General features: G+C 41.1%; 22 protein-coding genes and 1 pseudogene. 16 read left to right on the top strand and 7 right to left on the bottom strand.

The window, feature by feature from the left end; translation table 11 throughout:
• Window positions 1-23: 23 nt before the first annotated feature.
• On the top strand, window positions 24-425 hold the full coding sequence (locus ACFI4Z_RS06190) for a diacylglycerol kinase (protein ID WP_462669820.1): 402 nt from the start codon (window positions 24-26) through the stop codon (window positions 423-425).
• A 275-nt stretch (window positions 426-700) separates the two neighbouring features.
• Here the strand turns inward: ACFI4Z_RS06190 and metK are convergent, their stop codons facing one another.
• Complete coding sequence (metK, locus tag ACFI4Z_RS06195) at window positions 701-1852, bottom strand: methionine adenosyltransferase (RefSeq protein WP_099295010.1); 1152 nt, start codon at window positions 1850-1852, stop codon at window positions 701-703.
• 278 nt (window positions 1853-2130) lie between these two features.
• Between metK and tkt the strand changes: the two genes are divergently transcribed.
• Window positions 2131-4122: a transketolase gene (gene tkt / locus ACFI4Z_RS06200; RefSeq protein WP_462669821.1), complete on the top strand. Its 1992-nt coding sequence runs from the start codon at window positions 2131-2133 to the stop codon at window positions 4120-4122.
• A 303-nt stretch (window positions 4123-4425) separates the two neighbouring features.
• Here tkt and ACFI4Z_RS06205 read toward each other — a convergent pair whose 3' ends face one another.
• On the bottom strand, window positions 4426-5142 hold the full coding sequence (locus tag ACFI4Z_RS06205; RefSeq protein WP_462669822.1) for a hypothetical protein: 717 nt from the start codon (window positions 5140-5142) through the stop codon (window positions 4426-4428).
• Window positions 5143-5442: 300 nt separating this feature from the next.
• Between ACFI4Z_RS06205 and ppnP the strand changes: the two genes are divergently transcribed.
• From ppnP to ACFI4Z_RS06235, 6 genes and pseudogenes are all read left to right on the top strand, one after another.
• Window positions 5443-5754: a pyrimidine/purine nucleoside phosphorylase gene (ppnP, locus tag ACFI4Z_RS06210; protein WP_462669823.1), complete on the top strand. Its 312-nt coding sequence runs from the start codon at window positions 5443-5445 to the stop codon at window positions 5752-5754.
• Between the two features lie 183 nt (window positions 5755-5937).
• Window positions 5938-6294, top strand: coding sequence for a ribosome hibernation-promoting factor, HPF/YfiA family (gene hpf / locus ACFI4Z_RS06215; RefSeq protein WP_394192441.1), 357 nt, complete (start codon window positions 5938-5940; stop codon window positions 6292-6294).
• A 132-nt stretch (window positions 6295-6426) separates the two neighbouring features.
• Window positions 6427-7677, top strand: a complete 1251-nt coding sequence (locus tag ACFI4Z_RS06220; protein WP_462669824.1) for an NRAMP family divalent metal transporter — start codon at window positions 6427-6429, stop codon at window positions 7675-7677.
• A 44-nt stretch (window positions 7678-7721) separates the two neighbouring features.
• Window positions 7722-8176: pseudogene (locus ACFI4Z_RS06225) on the top strand (GNAT family N-acetyltransferase).
• Between the two features lie 78 nt (window positions 8177-8254).
• Window positions 8255-8587 carry a type II toxin-antitoxin system RelE/ParE family toxin gene (locus tag ACFI4Z_RS06230; RefSeq protein WP_462669825.1) on the top strand — a complete coding sequence of 111 codons (333 nt, stop codon included), beginning with the start codon at window positions 8255-8257 and terminating at the stop codon, window positions 8585-8587.
• Window positions 8574-8888 (top strand): helix-turn-helix domain-containing protein, encoded by a 315-nt coding sequence (locus ACFI4Z_RS06235; protein WP_004586175.1) that lies wholly within the window; start codon window positions 8574-8576, stop codon window positions 8886-8888. The genes ACFI4Z_RS06230 and ACFI4Z_RS06235 overlap by 14 nt, the downstream gene beginning before the upstream one ends.
• 82 nt (window positions 8889-8970) lie before the next feature.
• Here ACFI4Z_RS06235 and ACFI4Z_RS06240 read toward each other — a convergent pair whose 3' ends face one another.
• The 5 genes from ACFI4Z_RS06240 to ACFI4Z_RS06260 form a co-directional block, all read right to left on the bottom strand.
• Window positions 8971-9519 carry a hypothetical protein gene (locus tag ACFI4Z_RS06240; protein WP_462669826.1) on the bottom strand — a complete coding sequence of 183 codons (549 nt, stop codon included), beginning with the start codon at window positions 9517-9519 and terminating at the stop codon, window positions 8971-8973.
• 265 nt (window positions 9520-9784) lie between these two features.
• Window positions 9785-10348: a hypothetical protein gene (locus ACFI4Z_RS06245; protein WP_462669827.1), complete on the bottom strand. Its 564-nt coding sequence runs from the start codon at window positions 10346-10348 to the stop codon at window positions 9785-9787.
• A gap of 10 nt (window positions 10349-10358) precedes the next feature.
• Window positions 10359-11546, bottom strand: coding sequence for a vWA domain-containing protein (locus ACFI4Z_RS06250; RefSeq protein WP_462669828.1), 1188 nt, complete (start codon window positions 11544-11546; stop codon window positions 10359-10361).
• 1 nt (window position 11547) lies between these two features.
• Window positions 11548-12396 (bottom strand): AAA family ATPase, encoded by an 849-nt coding sequence (locus tag ACFI4Z_RS06255; RefSeq protein WP_462669829.1) that lies wholly within the window; start codon window positions 12394-12396, stop codon window positions 11548-11550.
• A 52-nt stretch (window positions 12397-12448) separates the two neighbouring features.
• Entirely contained in the window at window positions 12449-12688 is a 240-nt protein-coding gene (locus ACFI4Z_RS06260) for a DUF1653 domain-containing protein (RefSeq protein ID WP_462669830.1), read from the bottom strand.
• Between the two features lie 60 nt (window positions 12689-12748).
• Between ACFI4Z_RS06260 and ACFI4Z_RS06265 the strand changes: the two genes are divergently transcribed.
• From ACFI4Z_RS06265 to ACFI4Z_RS06300, 8 genes are all read left to right on the top strand, one after another.
• On the top strand, window positions 12749-13225 hold the full coding sequence (locus tag ACFI4Z_RS06265; RefSeq protein ID WP_462669831.1) for a DUF2947 domain-containing protein: 477 nt from the start codon (window positions 12749-12751) through the stop codon (window positions 13223-13225).
• Between the two features lie 63 nt (window positions 13226-13288).
• On the top strand, window positions 13289-13912 hold the full coding sequence (locus ACFI4Z_RS06270; RefSeq protein WP_462669832.1) for a hypothetical protein: 624 nt from the start codon (window positions 13289-13291) through the stop codon (window positions 13910-13912).
• A gap of 62 nt (window positions 13913-13974) precedes the next feature.
• Window positions 13975-14265 carry a cell division protein FtsB gene (gene ftsB, locus ACFI4Z_RS06275; RefSeq protein ID WP_462669833.1) on the top strand — a complete coding sequence of 97 codons (291 nt, stop codon included), beginning with the start codon at window positions 13975-13977 and terminating at the stop codon, window positions 14263-14265.
• Entirely contained in the window at window positions 14255-14956 is a 702-nt protein-coding gene (gene ispD, locus ACFI4Z_RS06280; RefSeq protein WP_462669834.1) for a 2-C-methyl-D-erythritol 4-phosphate cytidylyltransferase, read from the top strand. Before ftsB ends, ispD begins: the two co-directional genes overlap by 11 nt.
• Window positions 14953-15435, top strand: a complete 483-nt coding sequence (ispF, locus tag ACFI4Z_RS06285) for a 2-C-methyl-D-erythritol 2,4-cyclodiphosphate synthase (RefSeq protein WP_462669835.1) — start codon at window positions 14953-14955, stop codon at window positions 15433-15435. The genes ispD and ispF overlap by 4 nt, the downstream gene beginning before the upstream one ends.
• Window positions 15432-16460: a tRNA pseudouridine(13) synthase TruD gene (gene truD / locus ACFI4Z_RS06290; RefSeq protein WP_462669836.1), complete on the top strand. Its 1029-nt coding sequence runs from the start codon at window positions 15432-15434 to the stop codon at window positions 16458-16460. Before ispF ends, truD begins: the two co-directional genes overlap by 4 nt.
• The gene (surE, locus tag ACFI4Z_RS06295; RefSeq protein ID WP_462669837.1) at window positions 16461-17225 is read left to right on the top strand and encodes a 5'/3'-nucleotidase SurE; all 765 of its coding nucleotides are present in this window, start codon (window positions 16461-16463) and stop codon (window positions 17223-17225) included.
• Window positions 17215-17853: a protein-L-isoaspartate(D-aspartate) O-methyltransferase gene (locus ACFI4Z_RS06300; RefSeq protein ID WP_462670010.1), complete on the top strand. Its 639-nt coding sequence runs from the start codon at window positions 17215-17217 to the stop codon at window positions 17851-17853. Before surE ends, ACFI4Z_RS06300 begins: the two co-directional genes overlap by 11 nt.
• Window positions 17854-17860: the final 7 nt, after the last annotated feature.

Consider the following 17860-nt stretch of genomic DNA (forward strand, 5'->3'; position numbering starts at 1 on the left):
AGCCGCTTTTAAAAGATAATAAAATGAATAAACCTGAAATAAATTTAGTTAATAAACCTAACGGCATTGGTATAGGCCGTATTATAAAAGCCACTCAGTGCTCTATAAAAGGGTTTAAAGCGGCTTTTAAAGAAGAGTCGGCCTTCAGAGCAGAGTTGGCATTAGGTGTAATTTTGTTGCCTTTATCGTTCTGGTTAGCGCAGTCTTTACAACATTGGGTGATACTCATTGTTAGCTTTTTATTTTTATTGATTGTTGAATTGCTTAACTCGGCTATTGAAGCATTAACGGACAGAGTGGGGGTTGAATATCATGTGCTATCAGGGCGCGCTAAGGACATAGCATCAGCAGCAGTAACCTTAGCTTTAATAGTCTTGTTTATAGTGTGGGGTGTTGCTGGATATGAAAAAATACTTACATTATAGGTTAGAAAGTTAGGTCAAACGTCACGGGCTTCGTAAGGCGGGCTTCGAATAGATCTTAGTACCTAGTCACTTTTAGCTATTATTTTATAATTACTTCTCTTCAGCGCAGCGTCTCTTAATCTCTTTGTGAATAAATTACTTTTAAATTTAATTGCGTGGAGTAGCGCATGCCTGATAGCAGCGAGTTTACCTCGCGACAAAAACGTAGAACATAATTTCTAGGCATAAAAAAAGCGCCAATTGGCGCTTTTTCTACATTCACACAAAGGCTGGAATTAAAGACCAGCTGCTGCGCGAAGTGCGTCTGCTTTATCTGTGCGTTCCCATGGGAATTCATCACGACCAAAGTGGCCGTAAGCCGCTGTTGGTAGATAAATTGGGCGCTCAAGATCTAGCATTTGAATTAAGCCGTAAGGGCGTAAGTCAAAGTGTTCACGAATAAGTTCGATTAAACGACTTTCTTCTAATTTGCTAGTGCCAAACGTTTCAACACTGATTGACGTAGGCTCTGCAACACCGATAGCGTAAGAAACCTGTAGCTCACACTTGTCAGCAAGACCAGCGGCAACCACGTTTTTAGCAACATAACGTGCAGCGTACGCAGCTGAACGGTCAACTTTTGATGGATCTTTACCAGAGAAAGCACCACCACCGTGACGTGCCATACCACCGTAGGTATCAACAATAATTTTACGACCTGTTAAACCACAGTCACCCATTGGGCCACCGATAACAAAACGGCCAGTTGGGTTGATAAAGAACTTCGTTGCGCTAGTAATTAGCTCAGCAGGAAGTACTGGCTTGATAATAGTTTCCATCACCGCTTCTACTAAGTCATTTTGTGAAATTTCTTCACTGTGCTGAGTAGAAAGAACAACCGCATCGATGCCAACAGGCTTACCATTTTCGTATGCAAACGTTACTTGTGATTTTGCATCAGGACGTAACCAGTTAAGCTCGCCACTTTTACGTACTTGCGCTTGGCGTTGAACTAAACGGTGAGAATACGTGATTGGTGCAGGCATTAGCACTTCAGTTTCGTTACATGCGTAACCAAACATTAAACCTTGGTCGCCAGCGCCTTGTTCTTCAGGGCTTGTACGGTCAACACCTTGGTTGATATCAGGTGACTGCTTACCGATTGTATTTAAAATAGCACACGAATCGGCATCAAAACCCATATCTGAATGAGTATAGCCAATTTCACGCACTGTTTTACGTGTGATTTCTTCGATATCAACCCATGCGCTAGTGGTGATTTCACCACCGACCATGACCATACCTGTTTTTACATAAGTTTCACACGCAACACGGGCATGAGAATCTTGCTCTAAGATGGCATCTAGTACCGCGTCAGAGATTTGATCCGCGATTTTATCCGGATGACCTTCAGAAACTGATTCAGAAGTAAATAAATGTTTTGCCATTGTATTTCTGCTCACAAATATTGCGCTTCACAAACGTCGGTAAGAGCGCTAAAAAATTAAGGGACGTATTTTATCTAAAACAAATATATTTTCATAGTAATTTTACGCCTAGACGTCTAAATAAAATTACTAATAACTTTTAGTTCTTAATAAACCTCCATTTTAGTCTAATTTATTAGGGGTTTTAATTGCACACTGCCCCTAGAATAAGTAAGAATGGGTGTTTCTAGTAAAACACACAATCAACCAGCGCAAATACAGTAAAGGTAGGAGAATTCATGCCGTCTCGCAAAGAACTTGCAAATGCTATTCGCGTCTTATCAATGGACGCAGTACAACAGGCCAAATCAGGCCACCCTGGAGCCCCTATGGGCATGGCAGATATCGCAGAAGTACTATGGCGCGATTATCTAAATCATAATCCAACTAATCCAGAGTGGGTAGACAGAGATCGATTTATACTCTCAAACGGCCACGGTTCAATGCTTATTTATTCTCTACTGCATTTAAGTGGTTATGACTTACCAATTGAGGAAATTAAAAACTTCCGTCAAATGCATTCAAAAACACCGGGTCATCCAGAATATGGTTATGCACCAGGTATCGAAACCACTACGGGCCCACTTGGTCAAGGGATCACAAATGCAGTCGGTATGGCGATTGCTGAAAAAGCATTAGCGGCTCAGTTTAACCGTGAAGGCCACGACATTGTTGATCACTTCACGTATACGTTCTTGGGCGATGGCTGCCTTATGGAAGGTATTTCTCACGAAGCATGTTCGCTTGCTGGTACTTTAGGCCTTGGCAAGTTAGTGGCATTTTGGGATGACAACGGTATTTCAATCGATGGTGAAGTCGAAGGCTGGTTCAGCGATGATACCCCAGCGCGCTTTAAAGCGTACGGCTGGCATGTAATCAGCGGTGTTGATGGCCATGATTCAGACGCTATTCGCACAGCAATCGAAGAAGCACGCAGCATCACAGACAAGCCAACACTAATTTGTTGTAAAACGGTGATTGGTTACGGTTCACCCAATAAATCAGGTAGCCACGATTGTCACGGTGCACCATTAGGTGAGGACGAAATTAAAGCAGCACGCGAGTTCCTTGGTTGGACTGGCGACGCATTTGACATTCCAGCTGACATTTACGCTCAGTGGGATGGCAAAGAAAAAGGTAAGCAACTTGAAGCAAGCTGGGATGAAAAGTTTGCAGCCTATGCAGCGGCACATCCTGAGCTAGCAGCAGAGTTTAAACGTCGTACAAGCGGCGAGTTGCCAGCTGATTGGAGCGAGAAATCACAAGCGTACATTGAGCAACTTGATGCAAATCCAGCAAATCCTGCATCACGTAAAGCATCACAAGATGCACTGAATGCATTTGGTCCTTTATTGCCAGAATTTATGGGCGGCTCTGCTGATTTAGCAGGTTCAAACCTAACAATTTGGAAAGGTTCTAAAGGCCTTGAAGCCAATGACGCAAGCGGTAACTACATCTACTACGGTGTGCGTGAGTTTGGTATGTCAGCAATTATGAATGGTATTGCGCTGCATAAAGGTTTTATCCCTTACGGTGCGACTTTCTTAATGTTTATGGAATACGCACGTAACGCTGTTCGTATGGCTGCATTAATGAAAGTGCCAAGCATTTTTGTTTATACCCATGATTCAATTGGATTAGGTGAAGATGGCCCAACTCACCAACCAGTAGAGCAAATTGCGAGCATGCGTTTAACGCCTAACCTAGTTAACTGGCGTCCGTGTGACCAAGTTGAGTCTGCAATTGCATGGCAACAAGCCATTGAGCGTAAAGACGGTCCAACGTCATTGATCTTTACTCGCCAAGGGCTTGCTCAACAAACTCGTTCAGCACAGCAATTAAGCGATGTGAAAAAAGGCGGTTACGTACTTAGCTGTGATGGTGAGCCTGAGCTTATCTTAATCGCAACCGGCTCTGAGGTGCAATTAGCACAAGACTCAGCGGCTGAATTACGTAAGCAAGGCAAAAAGGTACGCGTTGTATCAATGCCTTCAACAGATGTTTTTGATGCACAAGACGCAGCCTACAAAGAAAGTGTATTACCCGCTGCGGTTTCACGCCGCGTAGCAGTAGAAGCTGGTATCGCAGACTACTGGTACAAATATGTAGGCCTAAATGGCGCAGTCGTAGGTATGACGACCTTTGGTGAGTCAGCGCCAGCTAACGAGCTGTTTGAACACTTTGGTTTCACGGTAGAAAACATCGTAAACAAAGCTAACGCATTGTTTTAATATTTAACGATTAAAATTTAAAAGCCCGCACTGTGCTAAACGCAGCGCGGGCTTTTTTTATACAGAGCTGTAAGCCGTCAGTTTTTAATTTGAGGACAGTGCCAAGGAAAAATCGTAGGAGGGTGCTTTAGCCCCGATTTTTTTGATGTTGTGTTCTAGATTCTCTGTAATACCTTGTTGGCGTGAAACTTGTTTCTCGAGAAAAGTGAATTTGAGTTTTAAGCCGTTAGATATAAGGCTTAAAGGTGCATGTTAGGTAGCGGTGAGTTGCAAGCGTAAAGTTATTTTAAGGTATATGTTAAATTATGGTTTGTCATAATCAAGAAACAGTGGAGGACAATTTGACAAAGAGTGATCGGTAGCGATTAATAATAAGTCTAAATCTTTACAGAGTTGTAGTCCCAACTTTGACATTACTTTTAAGCATTCAATTTGCATGCATTTTTCTGCATAATTCTCGAAACGAGTTTCTGTTTCAATATATCTTATGTTGCCTACTACTAATGCCCAGTTGAGCCAGAGTTTAGATAAACATTGTTTGTACATTGTTTGGTTTCTATTAAATTTAGCTTTATCTGTTTTGTAAATATTTATTGCATCTTCAAACGCATTTTTTAAAGTTATTGATTGGCCAGGTTTATCTGTTTGAATAGTAAAATTCAAAGACTGAGTAACTAATTCGGTATAGTAGTCAATATTTTTGGATAGTTTTGCTATTTCCGCTCTCTCAATTAAATCTAATTGAATCTCATTTTGATGGTTTTGGAGGTTTAACTGTTTGTTTTGTATTTTTGTCTGCTTTGACATAAGAATAGTCTGCATAAAAATTACACTGAGCGTTAATATACTTAAAATAGGGGTGTAGACTCCTCCAAAAAATGACCCTAATTCAGACCACTGCGAAATATTAGAATAAAAACCAATTCCAAAATTTGATGTGAAGAGTATGATAGGTAACGCTAAAATGAAAATGATAAATAGAAAAAGGTAAACCTTCTTATTTTTGTAAATATCTGTCACTTTTCAATACCCCACTTTTTATTTTTAAATATTAATTTAACTTAATAGATCAATTTCGTTTTCGCAATCTATTGTTACCATTATTGAAAAGAGCTTTAGGATCACGTCTAGGCTTTTTCTTCTACCTGTTCAACCCTTAATCACTTGACGCGCTAAAGCACGACTTACACTGTTAGCCCGAAGCCCGAAGCCCGAAGCCCGAAGCTCGTGAGAATTTTTCACACCTTGTCCCTTGCAAGGTTTATGAGTATCAGGCACTGTGGTCGTTAATAAATTATAAAACAATAAACAGGAGTGAGGATGTCTCAGTTTGATAATGTAAGTGTTGTTAAAACAGCGAACGTGTACTTTGATGGTAAAGTTTCAAGCCGTACAGTGACTTTTGCAGATGGCAGCACCAAAACATTAGGCTTTATGCAAGCGGGTGAGTTTGAATTTGCGACCAGCAAAAAAGAGCTAATGGAACTTAATGGTGGCCAGTGGGAAGTTTTGCTCCCGGGTGAGAGCGAATGGAAAACCATGTCAGCGGGTGAATCATTTAATGTTGATGCTAACGTTACTTTCCAAGTAAAAGTGGCTGATTTTGCAGATTATTGCTGTTCGTATACTTAATATACAAAATTAAGTATCCAGCTAAAAGCCCCGAACTATGCGGGGTTTTGCATATATAATGCTCGCCAATTGATCTAAGTTATGGAGAGCAACAATTAATTGTCATATTTCTACTATTTCTCCTTGTGTTAATTCAAATAGCCCCCAATACTAGAGTTGAGGTAACAAAAAAAAGGATACCCTATGAAAATTAATCTTTCTGGTCACCATGTTGACGTTACTGACTCTATTAGAGAACACATCAACGAAAAGTTTTCAAAAATTGCGAGCCATTTTCCATCTCTGATCGCACTAGATATCATTCTTTCAAAAGAGCATCATAAGCTCCAAGCAGAAATTAGCACCATATACGAAGGCGCGCGTTTATCAGTTAAAGGTGAGAACGAAGTTCTATATCCAGCTATTGCAAGCGCGGCTAAAAAACTCGATGCGGCACTAAAGCATCGTAAAGGACAAATCAAAGCGAACCTACACGAAAAACCAGTGAGCACCACACCTGAAATTGCTCACGAAAAAGTTCAAGAAATGGACTTACGTTAATAATTAAAGACGCTAGGTTCTAGGTAACTAGGATCTAGCGAACCGTTTAATCTTCTACTTACTTTCTCACTTTCAATCCTCTGTAAAACGCTGTAACTTGCTTATTAATAAAAATAAAATGTAAGCATGAACATGCATTCAACAACATCAACTTGGCACACTCGTTTAAACGCATTAGGCCCCGGTATATTAATGGCAACGGCGGCAATTGGTGGCTCACATCTTGTTGCATCAACCCAAGCAGGCGCTATTTTTGGCTGGCAGCTTTTTTGGCTCATAGTGGTGGTTAACGTACTTAAATATCCGTTTTTTCGTTTTGGTATTGAATACACACTAGCCACTAAAAAAAGCCTAGTTGAAGGCTACCAAAGTAAAGGTCCGTGGTTTTTTTACAGCTTTATCGGTTTAAATATTATAGCTGCCATAGTGAATACGGCTGGCGTGTTATTACTCACCGCAAGCCTGCTGCATTATGCGCTGCCAATGAGTATTTCAGTAACCTTATTGTGCTGGTTGATACTCGCAGTATGTTTGATTATTTTGTTGCTTGGTCACTTTAAAGCACTTGATAACGTGGCTAAAGCGATTATGGGCTTACTCACTTTAGCTACAGTGATAGCGCTTGTTATTGCAGTTAGTAATGGCGCTATGAACGATGGAGCACTAGCATCTGTTGATTATATTGGCCCTTCGCCATATGAGCTTGCTATGCTGGGGTTTATGGTGGCGTTAATGGGGTGGATGCCCGCACCTATTGAAATTTCAGCGCTCAGCTCATTATGGCTTAAAGAAAAACAAAACCAGCAAACGGTAACACGTGCGCAAGGCTTGTTTGACTTTAATGTTGGCTATTGGCTAACCGCCGCATTAGCGCTGGTGTTTTTCTCGCTGGGTGTGCTAGTGCAATACGGCCAAAACAATGAAATTGCATTAGGCGGCGTGGCATTTGCAAAGCAGCTTATTGATATGTACGCCTTCACAATCGGCGAGTGGGCAAGGCCTTTGGTATCGGTTATCGCGTTTTTATGTATGTTTGGTACTACATTAACCGTGCTTGATGGCTACGCTCGCACACTAAACGAATCACATAAATTATTAGGTTTTAATCAAAGTAAACACAGCTTAAATATCTGGCTAATATTGCAATCACTCGCCGGTATGGCTGTGATCTTGTTTTTTAAATCAGCCCTCGGCCCCATGCTCACCTTTGCCATGACACTTGCGTTTGTAACGACTCCCATTTTTGCATGGCTTAATTTTAGTTTAGTGCGCTCAGAGCCCTGTATTCAACATTCTAAACGAGTACGTACTTTAAGTTGGGTTGGTTTGGCTTATTTGGTTGGTTTTGCATTGGTGTTTATAATTTGGAAATTAGCCGCTTAAAAAGTAATAAATAAAACCGTAATACAACGAGTAAAGAGAAATTCATGGACATTAAAACTGGCGAACTAGCACATCCAGATGTTATTACATTATTGCAAAGCCACCATAATGATACGCTACAGCATTCACCAGTAGAAAGCGTACACGCCCTTGATGTGAGCAAGCTCGCAGCGTCGAATATAAGTTTTATAGTTCATGGAAAAATAACAATTTAATGGGAGTTGGTGCATTAAAAGCGCTAAATGCGACCGAAGGCGAAATTAAATCAATGCGCACATCAAGTAACTATTTACGCCAAGGCATAGGCGCTAAATTACTCACGCATATTATTGAGCAAGCAACACTGCGTGGTTACAAAAAGCTAAGCTTAGAAACTGGCACTGCTGAGGCATTTTTACCTGCACAAAAGATCTATGGCGAATTTGGTTTTAAAGAGTGCGAGCCGTTTGGTGATTATGAGGTAGATCCGTACAGCTTGTTTATGAGTAAAGGGCTTTAGCTAGAGTAAGAGATACCTGCCGCCACTTGTTTAAAATATTTAATTGAATTTATACGCTATCTGCGTATACTTTGGTGTATGAAAAGCCTATTTGTTGAATCAAGCATATTCGAAAAGTACCGAGAGCAGTACTTGAGTGATGACGAGTATCGTTTATTTCAAGCAGATCTCATGGTTAACCCAAAACAGGGCGATGTGATTCAAGGAACAGGCGGCTTACGTAAAGTACGAGTTGCGAGCAAAGGAAAAGGTAAGCGTGGCGGTTCAAGAGTTATATATTATTACTTGGACGACAAAAGACGTTTTTATCTACTCACTATTTACAGTAAAAACGAAGTAACCGATCTAACAGCAGATCAGAAAAAGCAACTAAAAGAGTTCTTAGAGGTATGGCATAATGAGCAAACGTGATTTATTTTCAGAATTAACTACAGCACTTGATGATGCTAAAGCGCATTCACAAGGAAAGCTTACGTTACGTACTCATGCGGTAAATGATATCAACGATCTTGCTATCTCACCCGATGAAATAGTGAATATTCGAGAAACATTTAATATGTCGCGTGGTGTCTTTGCTAACATTTTACATACTTCAGCAAGAACGCTTGAAAACTGGGAACAAGGACGCAGCGCTCCTAATGGCCAAGCGATAACATTGTTAAAGCTTGTGCAGCGGCACCCTGAGACATTGAATCATATAGCTGAGTTGTAAAAATTTAATAATTAATATGTATGTGTTACTCGTTTTTTATTGAATCACAACAAGAAGAGTAAGGGATTATTTAAACTTAGTTTCAGGGAGTGAGTGAAAAAATCTTATCTTGAACATCATCTTGAATTGATGAAAAGTTAACATGAAGTTCAATTGTACCAAGGTATTTTATTACTTCCGTGAAACTAGCTTCATTGCTCATCTTCATAGTGATTATATTTAATGATGAATTAGGCGAAATACCTAATTCCGCTCCTATTTCCAGCTCCATATCTCCAAATAAGAGTAGTTTCTGTTGGAGATCTTTATGAGATAATTCACCGGCATCTGATAGTATCTTATATTTCAGATTTATAGCTGATCCTGTACCGTAGTTCTTTAGTTGGAAGTTATAAACATACTTTTCATTGTCTACGCTAATAAACCTTTCAATTACAGGTTTTATAGAGTTTTGATATATCCTTTTATTGTGCTGTAATCCTTGAAAAGCATAATAAAATGTGATGATTGCAACTAAGGTTGCAATTAAGTCACTGAGTTTTATTTCAAAAGAAAAGGTTTGCCCTACAATTATACCTGCAATAAATACTAAGCTAATCCCTAATAGAATCGCTTTATCAGATTTGCACATTTCTATCCTTTATTATTCGTTAATAGCATCAAGTGGCAATGTAAAATGAAGGACGAGTACGAAAAAGTTAGTCGTCACCATCAATGTCACTAAATGTATTTTTTCCTTCGTATTTTATAAAAAGTTTCGATTCCTCTAGTTTAGGTAAGTCCAAAATATCTTCATCATTTTCAGCTGCTCTTTTTGATAAAAGCTTATACTTTGGTGAAATAGTTTCGTAAAACGCTACGGTATTTTCCTCTATGCTTTTTATAAGCTCTACAGCTTAGTTTCCCCAGTTAACTAAAGATGAGCTAACTAATGCTGTATTTTTGTATTTTACTTGCTCTTTTTCTAAGTTTTCATACAGGCGACGTGCTTCTAAATAATCATGATACTTCGTTTTGTTTAATGACTTTATTTTCAAAAGCTCTTGCTGCAAAGACTCATCAGATAAGCCTTTTTCATAGGCGATTCTGTGAGCCTCATCAGCATCATTTTCTGAGTATCTCAGATCTTCATATAGTTCGAAAATTCGAACTTGAGATTTTCTAAGCTCGAAAGAGATACAATAAAAGGATGATATGTCTTTTAATAAACCAACACTCAAGTTGTATTTTTTTTCTTCAATCCAAGAATTTCTTACTTTCCAAGCTATACAGGCTAAAGCGATGGTGCCTAACATTATTGCAAAGGTACTGATAGAGGTTATCCAGTTAGCTAGGCTATCCTGTTTAAGTTTGCTCAGTAGTATATCCATAATTGAATTCGTTGAAATACCTGCGATGAATCCAATAAGTATGAGAAGAGTAGAAGCAACCCATTCATTTAAGTAAATATTCCTTTTCATTTTATCCCTTTTAACTCAGCTCTTTTATCGCTCTACTTATCCCATCTAAACTCAGCGGGTACATGCGGTTATTCATCAACTGCTTTATAAAATCAATTGATTGATAGTAACGCCAGTGTTCAACCGGTTGTGGGTTGAGCCAGGCAACTTTATCAAAGTGGTTGGTGATACGGTTCAACCAAGCACTGCCGGGCTCTTCGTTATAGTGTTCTACTGAGCCGCCGGGGTAGGCGATTTCATACGGACCCATGGTGGCGTCGCCAACAAATATCACTTTATAGTCGCTGGTGAATTTGTTGATTAACGTCATGGTGTCGATAACGTTTGCATGGCGGCGTTGGTTATCTTGCCACACGTGTTCGTATAAACAGTTATGAAAGTAGTAAAACTCTAAATGTTTAAACTCGCTGTGGGCGGCGCTAAATAGCTCTTCACAGGTATGAATGTAGTCATCCATTGAACCGCCAATATCAAACAGCATCAAGACTTTTACGGCATTGTGGCGCTCTGGTGCCATTTTTACATCCAGCATGCCGCCTTGTTTGGCGGTCGCGCGAATGGTCTCGTTTAAATCTAACGTGTCACTTGCGCCAGTGCGGGCAAATTTGCGCAGTTTTTTAAGAGCGAGTTTTATGGTGCGTGAGCCTATTTCGCGATCAGAGTCGAGATTTTTATATTCGCGTTTATCCCATACTTTTACAGCGCGGCGGTTACGGTTGCCGTCTTGGCCTATGCGCACGCCCTCAGGGTTATAACCATACGCGCCAAAGGGTGATGTACCACCCGTGCCAACCCATTTACTCCCGCCAGCATGGCGTTTTTGTTGTTCTTCTAGGCGCTCTTTCAGGGTTTTCATTAACTCATCAAGGCCGCCCATGGCTTTAAGCTGGGCTTTTTCTTCATCGCTTAGGTGTTTTTCAAACTCTTTGCGTAGCCAGTCATTGGGTAACTCATGTTGCTGCTTTAAGCTTTCGAGTAAGTCGAGGTCGGCAATACCGCTAAAGTAATCAGCAAAGGCTTTATCAAAACGGTCAAAGTGGGTTTCGTCTTTAACCATAATGGTACGGGCTAAATAGTAAAACCCGTCAACATCGGCAAATACCGCGCCTTTTTTTAGCGCGTTGATTAAATCAAGTAGCTCACGCATGCTCACCGGTAAGCGGTATTCACGCAGTTTGAAGAAAAACGCAATCAACATATTAACGGCGGCTCATAAAGGCAAGTTTTTCGATCAGGCTGATGTCTTGCTCGTTCTTTAAAAGCGCACCAAACATCGGCATTAAACCGCCTTTTTGAGTTTTATCGTGCAGCGTTTTTGCGTCGATGTCTTCGGCCATTAAAAGTTTAAGCCAATCGAGTAGCTCGCTAGTAGATGGTTTTTTCTTAATGCCGTTGACTTCACGCAGGCCAAAAAACACTTCCAGCGCTTGGCGCACTAAATCTTGTTTTACATCGGGGTGATGCACGTCAACAATTTGCTGCATTTCGTCGCTTGATGGAAAATCAATATAATGGAAAAAGCAGCGGCGTAAAAATGCATCAGGCAGTTCTTTTTCGTTATTTGAGGTGATGATCACAATAGGGCGCTGTTTAGCAACAACGCGCTCGCCAGTTTCATAAACATGAAACTCCATTTTATCCAGCTCAAGTAATAGGTCATTCGGGAATTCGATGTCGGCTTTGTCTATTTCATCAATTAATAATACCGGGCGTTTATTGTTCTGCTCGCCGTAGGTAAAGGCTTGCCAAAGTTTGCCTTTAACAATGTAATTGCCGATGTCGTGCACACGCTCATCACCCAATTGGCTATCACGCAGGCGTGAAACCGCGTCATATTCGTATAAGCCTTGCTGCGCTTTGGTGGTTGATTTAATGTGCCATTGAATAAGCGTAGTATCTAAACTTTTCGCCAGCTCTTCGGCCAGCATAGTTTTACCTGTGCCGGGTTCACCTTTTATCAGCAATGGTTTTTCAAGCAAAATAGCCGCATTAACCGCTTGTTTTAACGAGTTACTTGCTATGTAGTTATCTGTAGAATTAAATTGCACGGTAATACCTTATCTGGTCTGAGCAGTAATGATGTTTGTCATGATGCCATAACTATTCGGCCTCGCCAAGATAAGCAAAGCGTGGGATAGTTTTACCGTCTTTTTTTACCGTTTCTAAAAACATGCTTAGTGGCCGAGCCCACATGCCATGCTCACCATATAATGCTTGGTATATAACGAGTGGCTCTTGCGTTTCGCTGTGAGTTGCTACATAAAACACTTTGTATTTAGGGCCTTTGTAGTGTTGGTATATGCCTGATTTGAGGGGAAGTGCTTTTATTACTGTAGTCATGTTTTGATCTCTTGTATAATTTGCGCTTGCACTTTTAATGCTAACTAATTTGCTACTATTATGAACTATATACCGTTAGATGATTACAAAAAAGCGTGGGTTTTTCGCCATCAAGACGCCCCCGTTTCAGAGCAAGACCTTGCTTTAATAAAACCCATGAGCCATGAACGTGCGGCTGTTCTTTGGAGCACTATGGTGAGTCGAGAGCATGACCACCCTGATTTTTTTGATAAAACTGATTGGTGCGGCAAAGAAGACACTTTCACTGAGACTGTTCGTTGGGAAGATGCTTGGGAAGAAGGCACTGAACAACCACCTGAAGAAATTTTAGCTCACCTCGACTGGCAAGCAAATACTACTGTGTACTTTTGTATGGCGCGAGATAATATTATTGAAACCAGTTTTGATGTATTCAAACGTAATTGGCAAAACTTTATGTTTTTAGCTGATGGTAGTTTGTTATTAGGGAAGAAGCGCGATGCGGTCGTGCAATTTTTAGAAACTGGTGATGCAAAGCTGGGCAATAAGCCCGCATAGGCGCTTAAAAAGCAGTCAATACTGTGCTATAAAATAAACACCTAGGAGTATTGAGTAGAAGCGTTGACTGCGAGTAACCCCAACCAACAAGTTGATATTTGGCAATCTGATGCGCAGCGTGTGCTTTATGCCCAACTGTGTAATGCCTTTTACGCGAGGGAGATTGCCCGCTTAGTGACGGAACCAAGTGAGCAACGGTTACGTGCAATGTTGAAAAGCTTACCTTACTACATTGAACGCGCGGCTACGCGTGTGGTAAATGGTGAGACACCTTTTGTGCTCGATCCGCAAAATGGCAGTTGGCTTGATAAGCAAAAAGCTAAGCCCCCTACCCAAGATGACCTTGCAGACTTTTACTCTCTGAATAACAAGTTAGGCCTAATTGTGCCGTTATTAGTTATAAACGATAATCTGTCACGGGTTGCAATAGACAGCATCGACCAAGTAAGCGACAATAAACTTCATTGTAATGAACATGGTTGGTTTGATTACCAAGGAAAGCCTCTCGAGGGGCAAGTAGGACTGTTATTAAAGCCTTCAAAAGCAACAATGGCGGCGGCTTGTTGCGGCCACCAGTGGCGTTTTTATAAACGTAGTACACCGCGTATTTTGTCACTGAGAGAAATGCTGCTCGCGAGTAATATTAATTGGCGAAACTTAAAACGTCCCGTGTTCATTAAAAAGTGACCAGTAGCCATATTATGTGCATCTAATTTTATACTGGAAGAGCAACGTTCAAGGAGTATTTTATGCGAATGTTTCAATTTTTATTACTGTGTTTAGCACTATTTGTTCAGTATAAGTTGTGGTTTGGCCACAATGGTGTACAAGATTACAGTCGCTTGAAAACTGCTGTAAACTCCCATCAAGAAACCAATGCCAATTTAATTAAGCGCAATAAAGTACTTAAGGCCGATATCGAAGATTTAAAGCTTGGCCAAGAAGGTGTCGAAGAGCGCGCTCGTAACGAATTAGGAATGATAAAACCAGGTGAAACATTTATACGTGTTCTACCTGGACAACAATATAATGACCAATAAATATTCAATAGCTGCTGTAGTGCCCGCCGCTGGGGTTGGTAGTCGTATGCAACATACTGCGCCAAAACAATATATAACATTAGCGGGTAAAACTATTTTAGAGCACACACTGACAAAGCTTGCTGCGATTTCACAACTGACTCATATTGTGGTTGCTGTAAGTGATGATGACCCATTTTATGCGCAATTACCTTTCATCGATAGCAGAGTTTTACGTGCCAGTGGTGGTAAAGAACGCGCCGATTCAGTTTTAAGTGGTTTGTTAGCACTTGCTGACTCGCCACCTGACTGGGTGCTTGTGCATGATGCCGCAAGACCATTAGTTGATATTAACGATATCAATAATTTAATTGAGCGATGTGTTCATGCAGATGAGGGCGGTATTCTTGCTGCTAAAGTAAAAGACACCATTAAACGTGGCCACACACATAGCGAGCAAACAGTGCCACGGAATGATTTATGGCAAGCATTAACGCCTCAGCTTTTTAAATACACCGATTTAGTAAATGCCTTAACAGGTGCATTGGCTCAACAAGTTGCAATTACCGACGAGGCATCAGCCATTGAGTGGGCTAAAAAACCGGTTAAATTGGTTGCAGGGCGTAGCGATAATATAAAAATAACCACTCCAGAAGACTTAGATTTAGCTCATTTTTTACTCCAAAAACAACACAGCGAGAACGCATCATGATTAGAATTGGCCACGGCTTTGATGTTCATAAGTTTGGCGGCGAAGGCCCATTAACAATTTGTGGGGAAAAGATTGATTATCCTCAAGGGTTTTTAGCTCATTCAGATGGTGATGTTGCTATTCATGCATTATGTGATGCCATTTTAGGTTCGCTGGCAATGGGTGATATTGGCAAGCACTTTCCCGATACTGCTAGTGAATATGAAAATATTGATAGCCGTATTTTATTACGTCATGTAGTTGGTTTGGCTAAACAGCAAGGCTATGTACTTGGTAATACTGATGTAACGATTGTTGCTCAAGCACCTAAAATGCTGCCACATATTCAAGCTATGCGTAAAAACCTAGCGGCAGATTTAAACGCCGATATTAGCCAAGTAAATGTAAAAGCAACCACCACTGAAAAGCTCGGATTTGAAGGGCGTAAAGAAGGTATATCAAGTCATGCCGTAGTGATCATGAGTAAAGCAGTACTATGAGTGATTTAAATTACTTATATGGTAAACCTTTATCTCAGGCTGATTTTAAAACCACCGCTGAAGATTTTATGGTAGATGAAGACTTAGGTATTGAATTTACTGGCAGCGGCGAGCATGTGTGTTTACAGGTCGTAAAAAAAGGTGAAAACACACAATATGTAGCAAAGTTACTGGCGCAAAAAGCGGGGATTTCACCTCGTGATGTCAGTTACGCTGGTATGAAAGATCGCCACGGCGTTTGTAGCCAATGGTTTAGTGTGCCAGTGCCAATAAAAAAAGAAATTGATTTTACCGAGCTTAATAGTGACTCGATATTTATCGTTTCTCAGCAGCGACATAACCGTAAATTACGCACAGGGTGTCATAAAGGCAATAAATTTACCATTACCCTGCGCAATGTCACGCAGCCGTTAGATATTCTTTGTAGAATTAACGCAGTGCGTGCCGGTGTGCCTAATTACTTTGGTGAGCAACGCTTTGGTCACGACGGTCATAATCTTGATATGGCAAAACGCATGTTTGCAGGCGAGCGCATTCGTGATAAAAAACTGCGGGGGTTAATCATTTCTGCAGCACGCTCCTATGTGTTTAACCAAATTATTAATCTGCGAGTTGCAGAGCACGGTTTAGCTAAAACGATGCACCGTGAGGTGTTTATGCTCAGTGGCAGCAATGCGTTTTTTGAAGATGCAATCAGCGATGAAAATATAGCACGGCTTGCCTCTGGTGATATTATGATGTCGGCACCGATGGTAGGTAAAAGCGAAAAAGGCTTAACAGCACAAGAAAAAATATGGTTAGAACCTTATAAAGAGTGGTGCGATGGACTCGGTGAGTTAGGGCTTAAAAATGAGCGTAGAATGTTACGTTTAATACCGCAGGATTTGGCTGTTGAAACGCTCGATGAGCGTACGATTAAGTTAAGTTTTGGTTTACCTAAAGGGACGTTTGCAACAGCACTACTTCGCGAGCTGGTGGATTACACCGATGCAAGCCCTCGGGTACATAAAGAAAAGGATGCTTAAATGAAGATATTATTGAGTAATGATGATGGCGTTAATGCCAAAGGGATCGCTGTCCTTTATCAAGCGCTATCACACATTGCTGAGGTGACCTTAGTTGCACCTGATCGAAATTGCAGTGGGGCAAGTAACTCACTTACTTTAATGAACCCACTGCGTGCAACTACGCTTGATAATGGGTTTGTTTCGGTTAATGGTACCCCCACAGATTGCGTGCATTTAGGCGTTAACGAACTACTCAGTGAAAAGCCCGATCTCGTCGTTGCGGGTATCAACCATGGGGCTAATTTGGGTGATGATACTTTGTACTCAGGTACAGTTGCAGCAGCAACAGAGGGGCGGCATTTAGGTTTGCCTGCTGTTGCAGTATCACTGTGCTCTAAAGAAGGTAACCACTTCGAAACAGCCGCGGCAGTGACCGTGAGCATCATTAAAGAATTGGCGTCTCACCCATTACCAAAAGACCAGATCATAAATATTAATGTGCCTGATGTTCCTTTGAGCGAACTAAAAGGCGTGCAAGTGACCCGCTTGGGTGCGCGTCACAAAGCCGAAACCATGACGAAGCAGCAGGATCCATGGGGGCGTGATATCTATTGGTACGGTACCTTGGGTGCTGAGAGTGACGCAGGCGATGGCACGGATTTTTATGCAGTCAATAATGGTTATGCTTCTGTCACTCCTTTGAGTGTTGATATGACTGCAAAAGAAAGCTTACAAGCCGTGGGCGATTGGCTAAAAACAATGGAGATCAATGGTGCTGTCTAACTATTCTCGCAGCGCACAGGCTTTAGCCGACTTACTGGCCCGTGAAGGTGTTGAAGATAAACAGGTGCTTAATGCAATTGCTTCGATACCGCGCCATATGTTTATTGATGACGTGCTTAAGCATAAAGCCTATCAAAATACAGCGTTACCGATTGGACAAGGTCAAACGATTTCACAACCCTATATTGTTGCGCGAATGACCGAGCTGCTGCGATTGGCGGGGGTTCGTGATAAAGTACTCGAAATTGGTACAGGGTCAGGCTACCAAACTGCTGTACTTGCTAAAACGTTCACCACAGTGTGTTCTGTTGAACGTATTAAAGCATTGCAATGGCAAGCAAAACGTCGTTTACACAACCTTGATTTATATAATGTAACGATGAAGCATGGTGATGGTTGGCAAGGCTGGCAATCACAAGCACCATTTGAAGGGATTATTGTCACTGCTGCGGCATCACAGGTTCCTCAAGCATTACTTGACCAACTTGCTGATGGTGGGGTAATGATTGCCCCAATTGGTAATGAACAGCAACAACTTGTTATGGTTGTTAGAAAAGATAATAAATTTACTCAACACGTAATTGCACCAGTGAGATTTGTTCCACTTGTCCCTGGTGATATTGAATAGGAAACCA

The sequence above is a fragment of the Pseudoalteromonas sp. RWi3 genome (genome assembly GCF_054960735.1).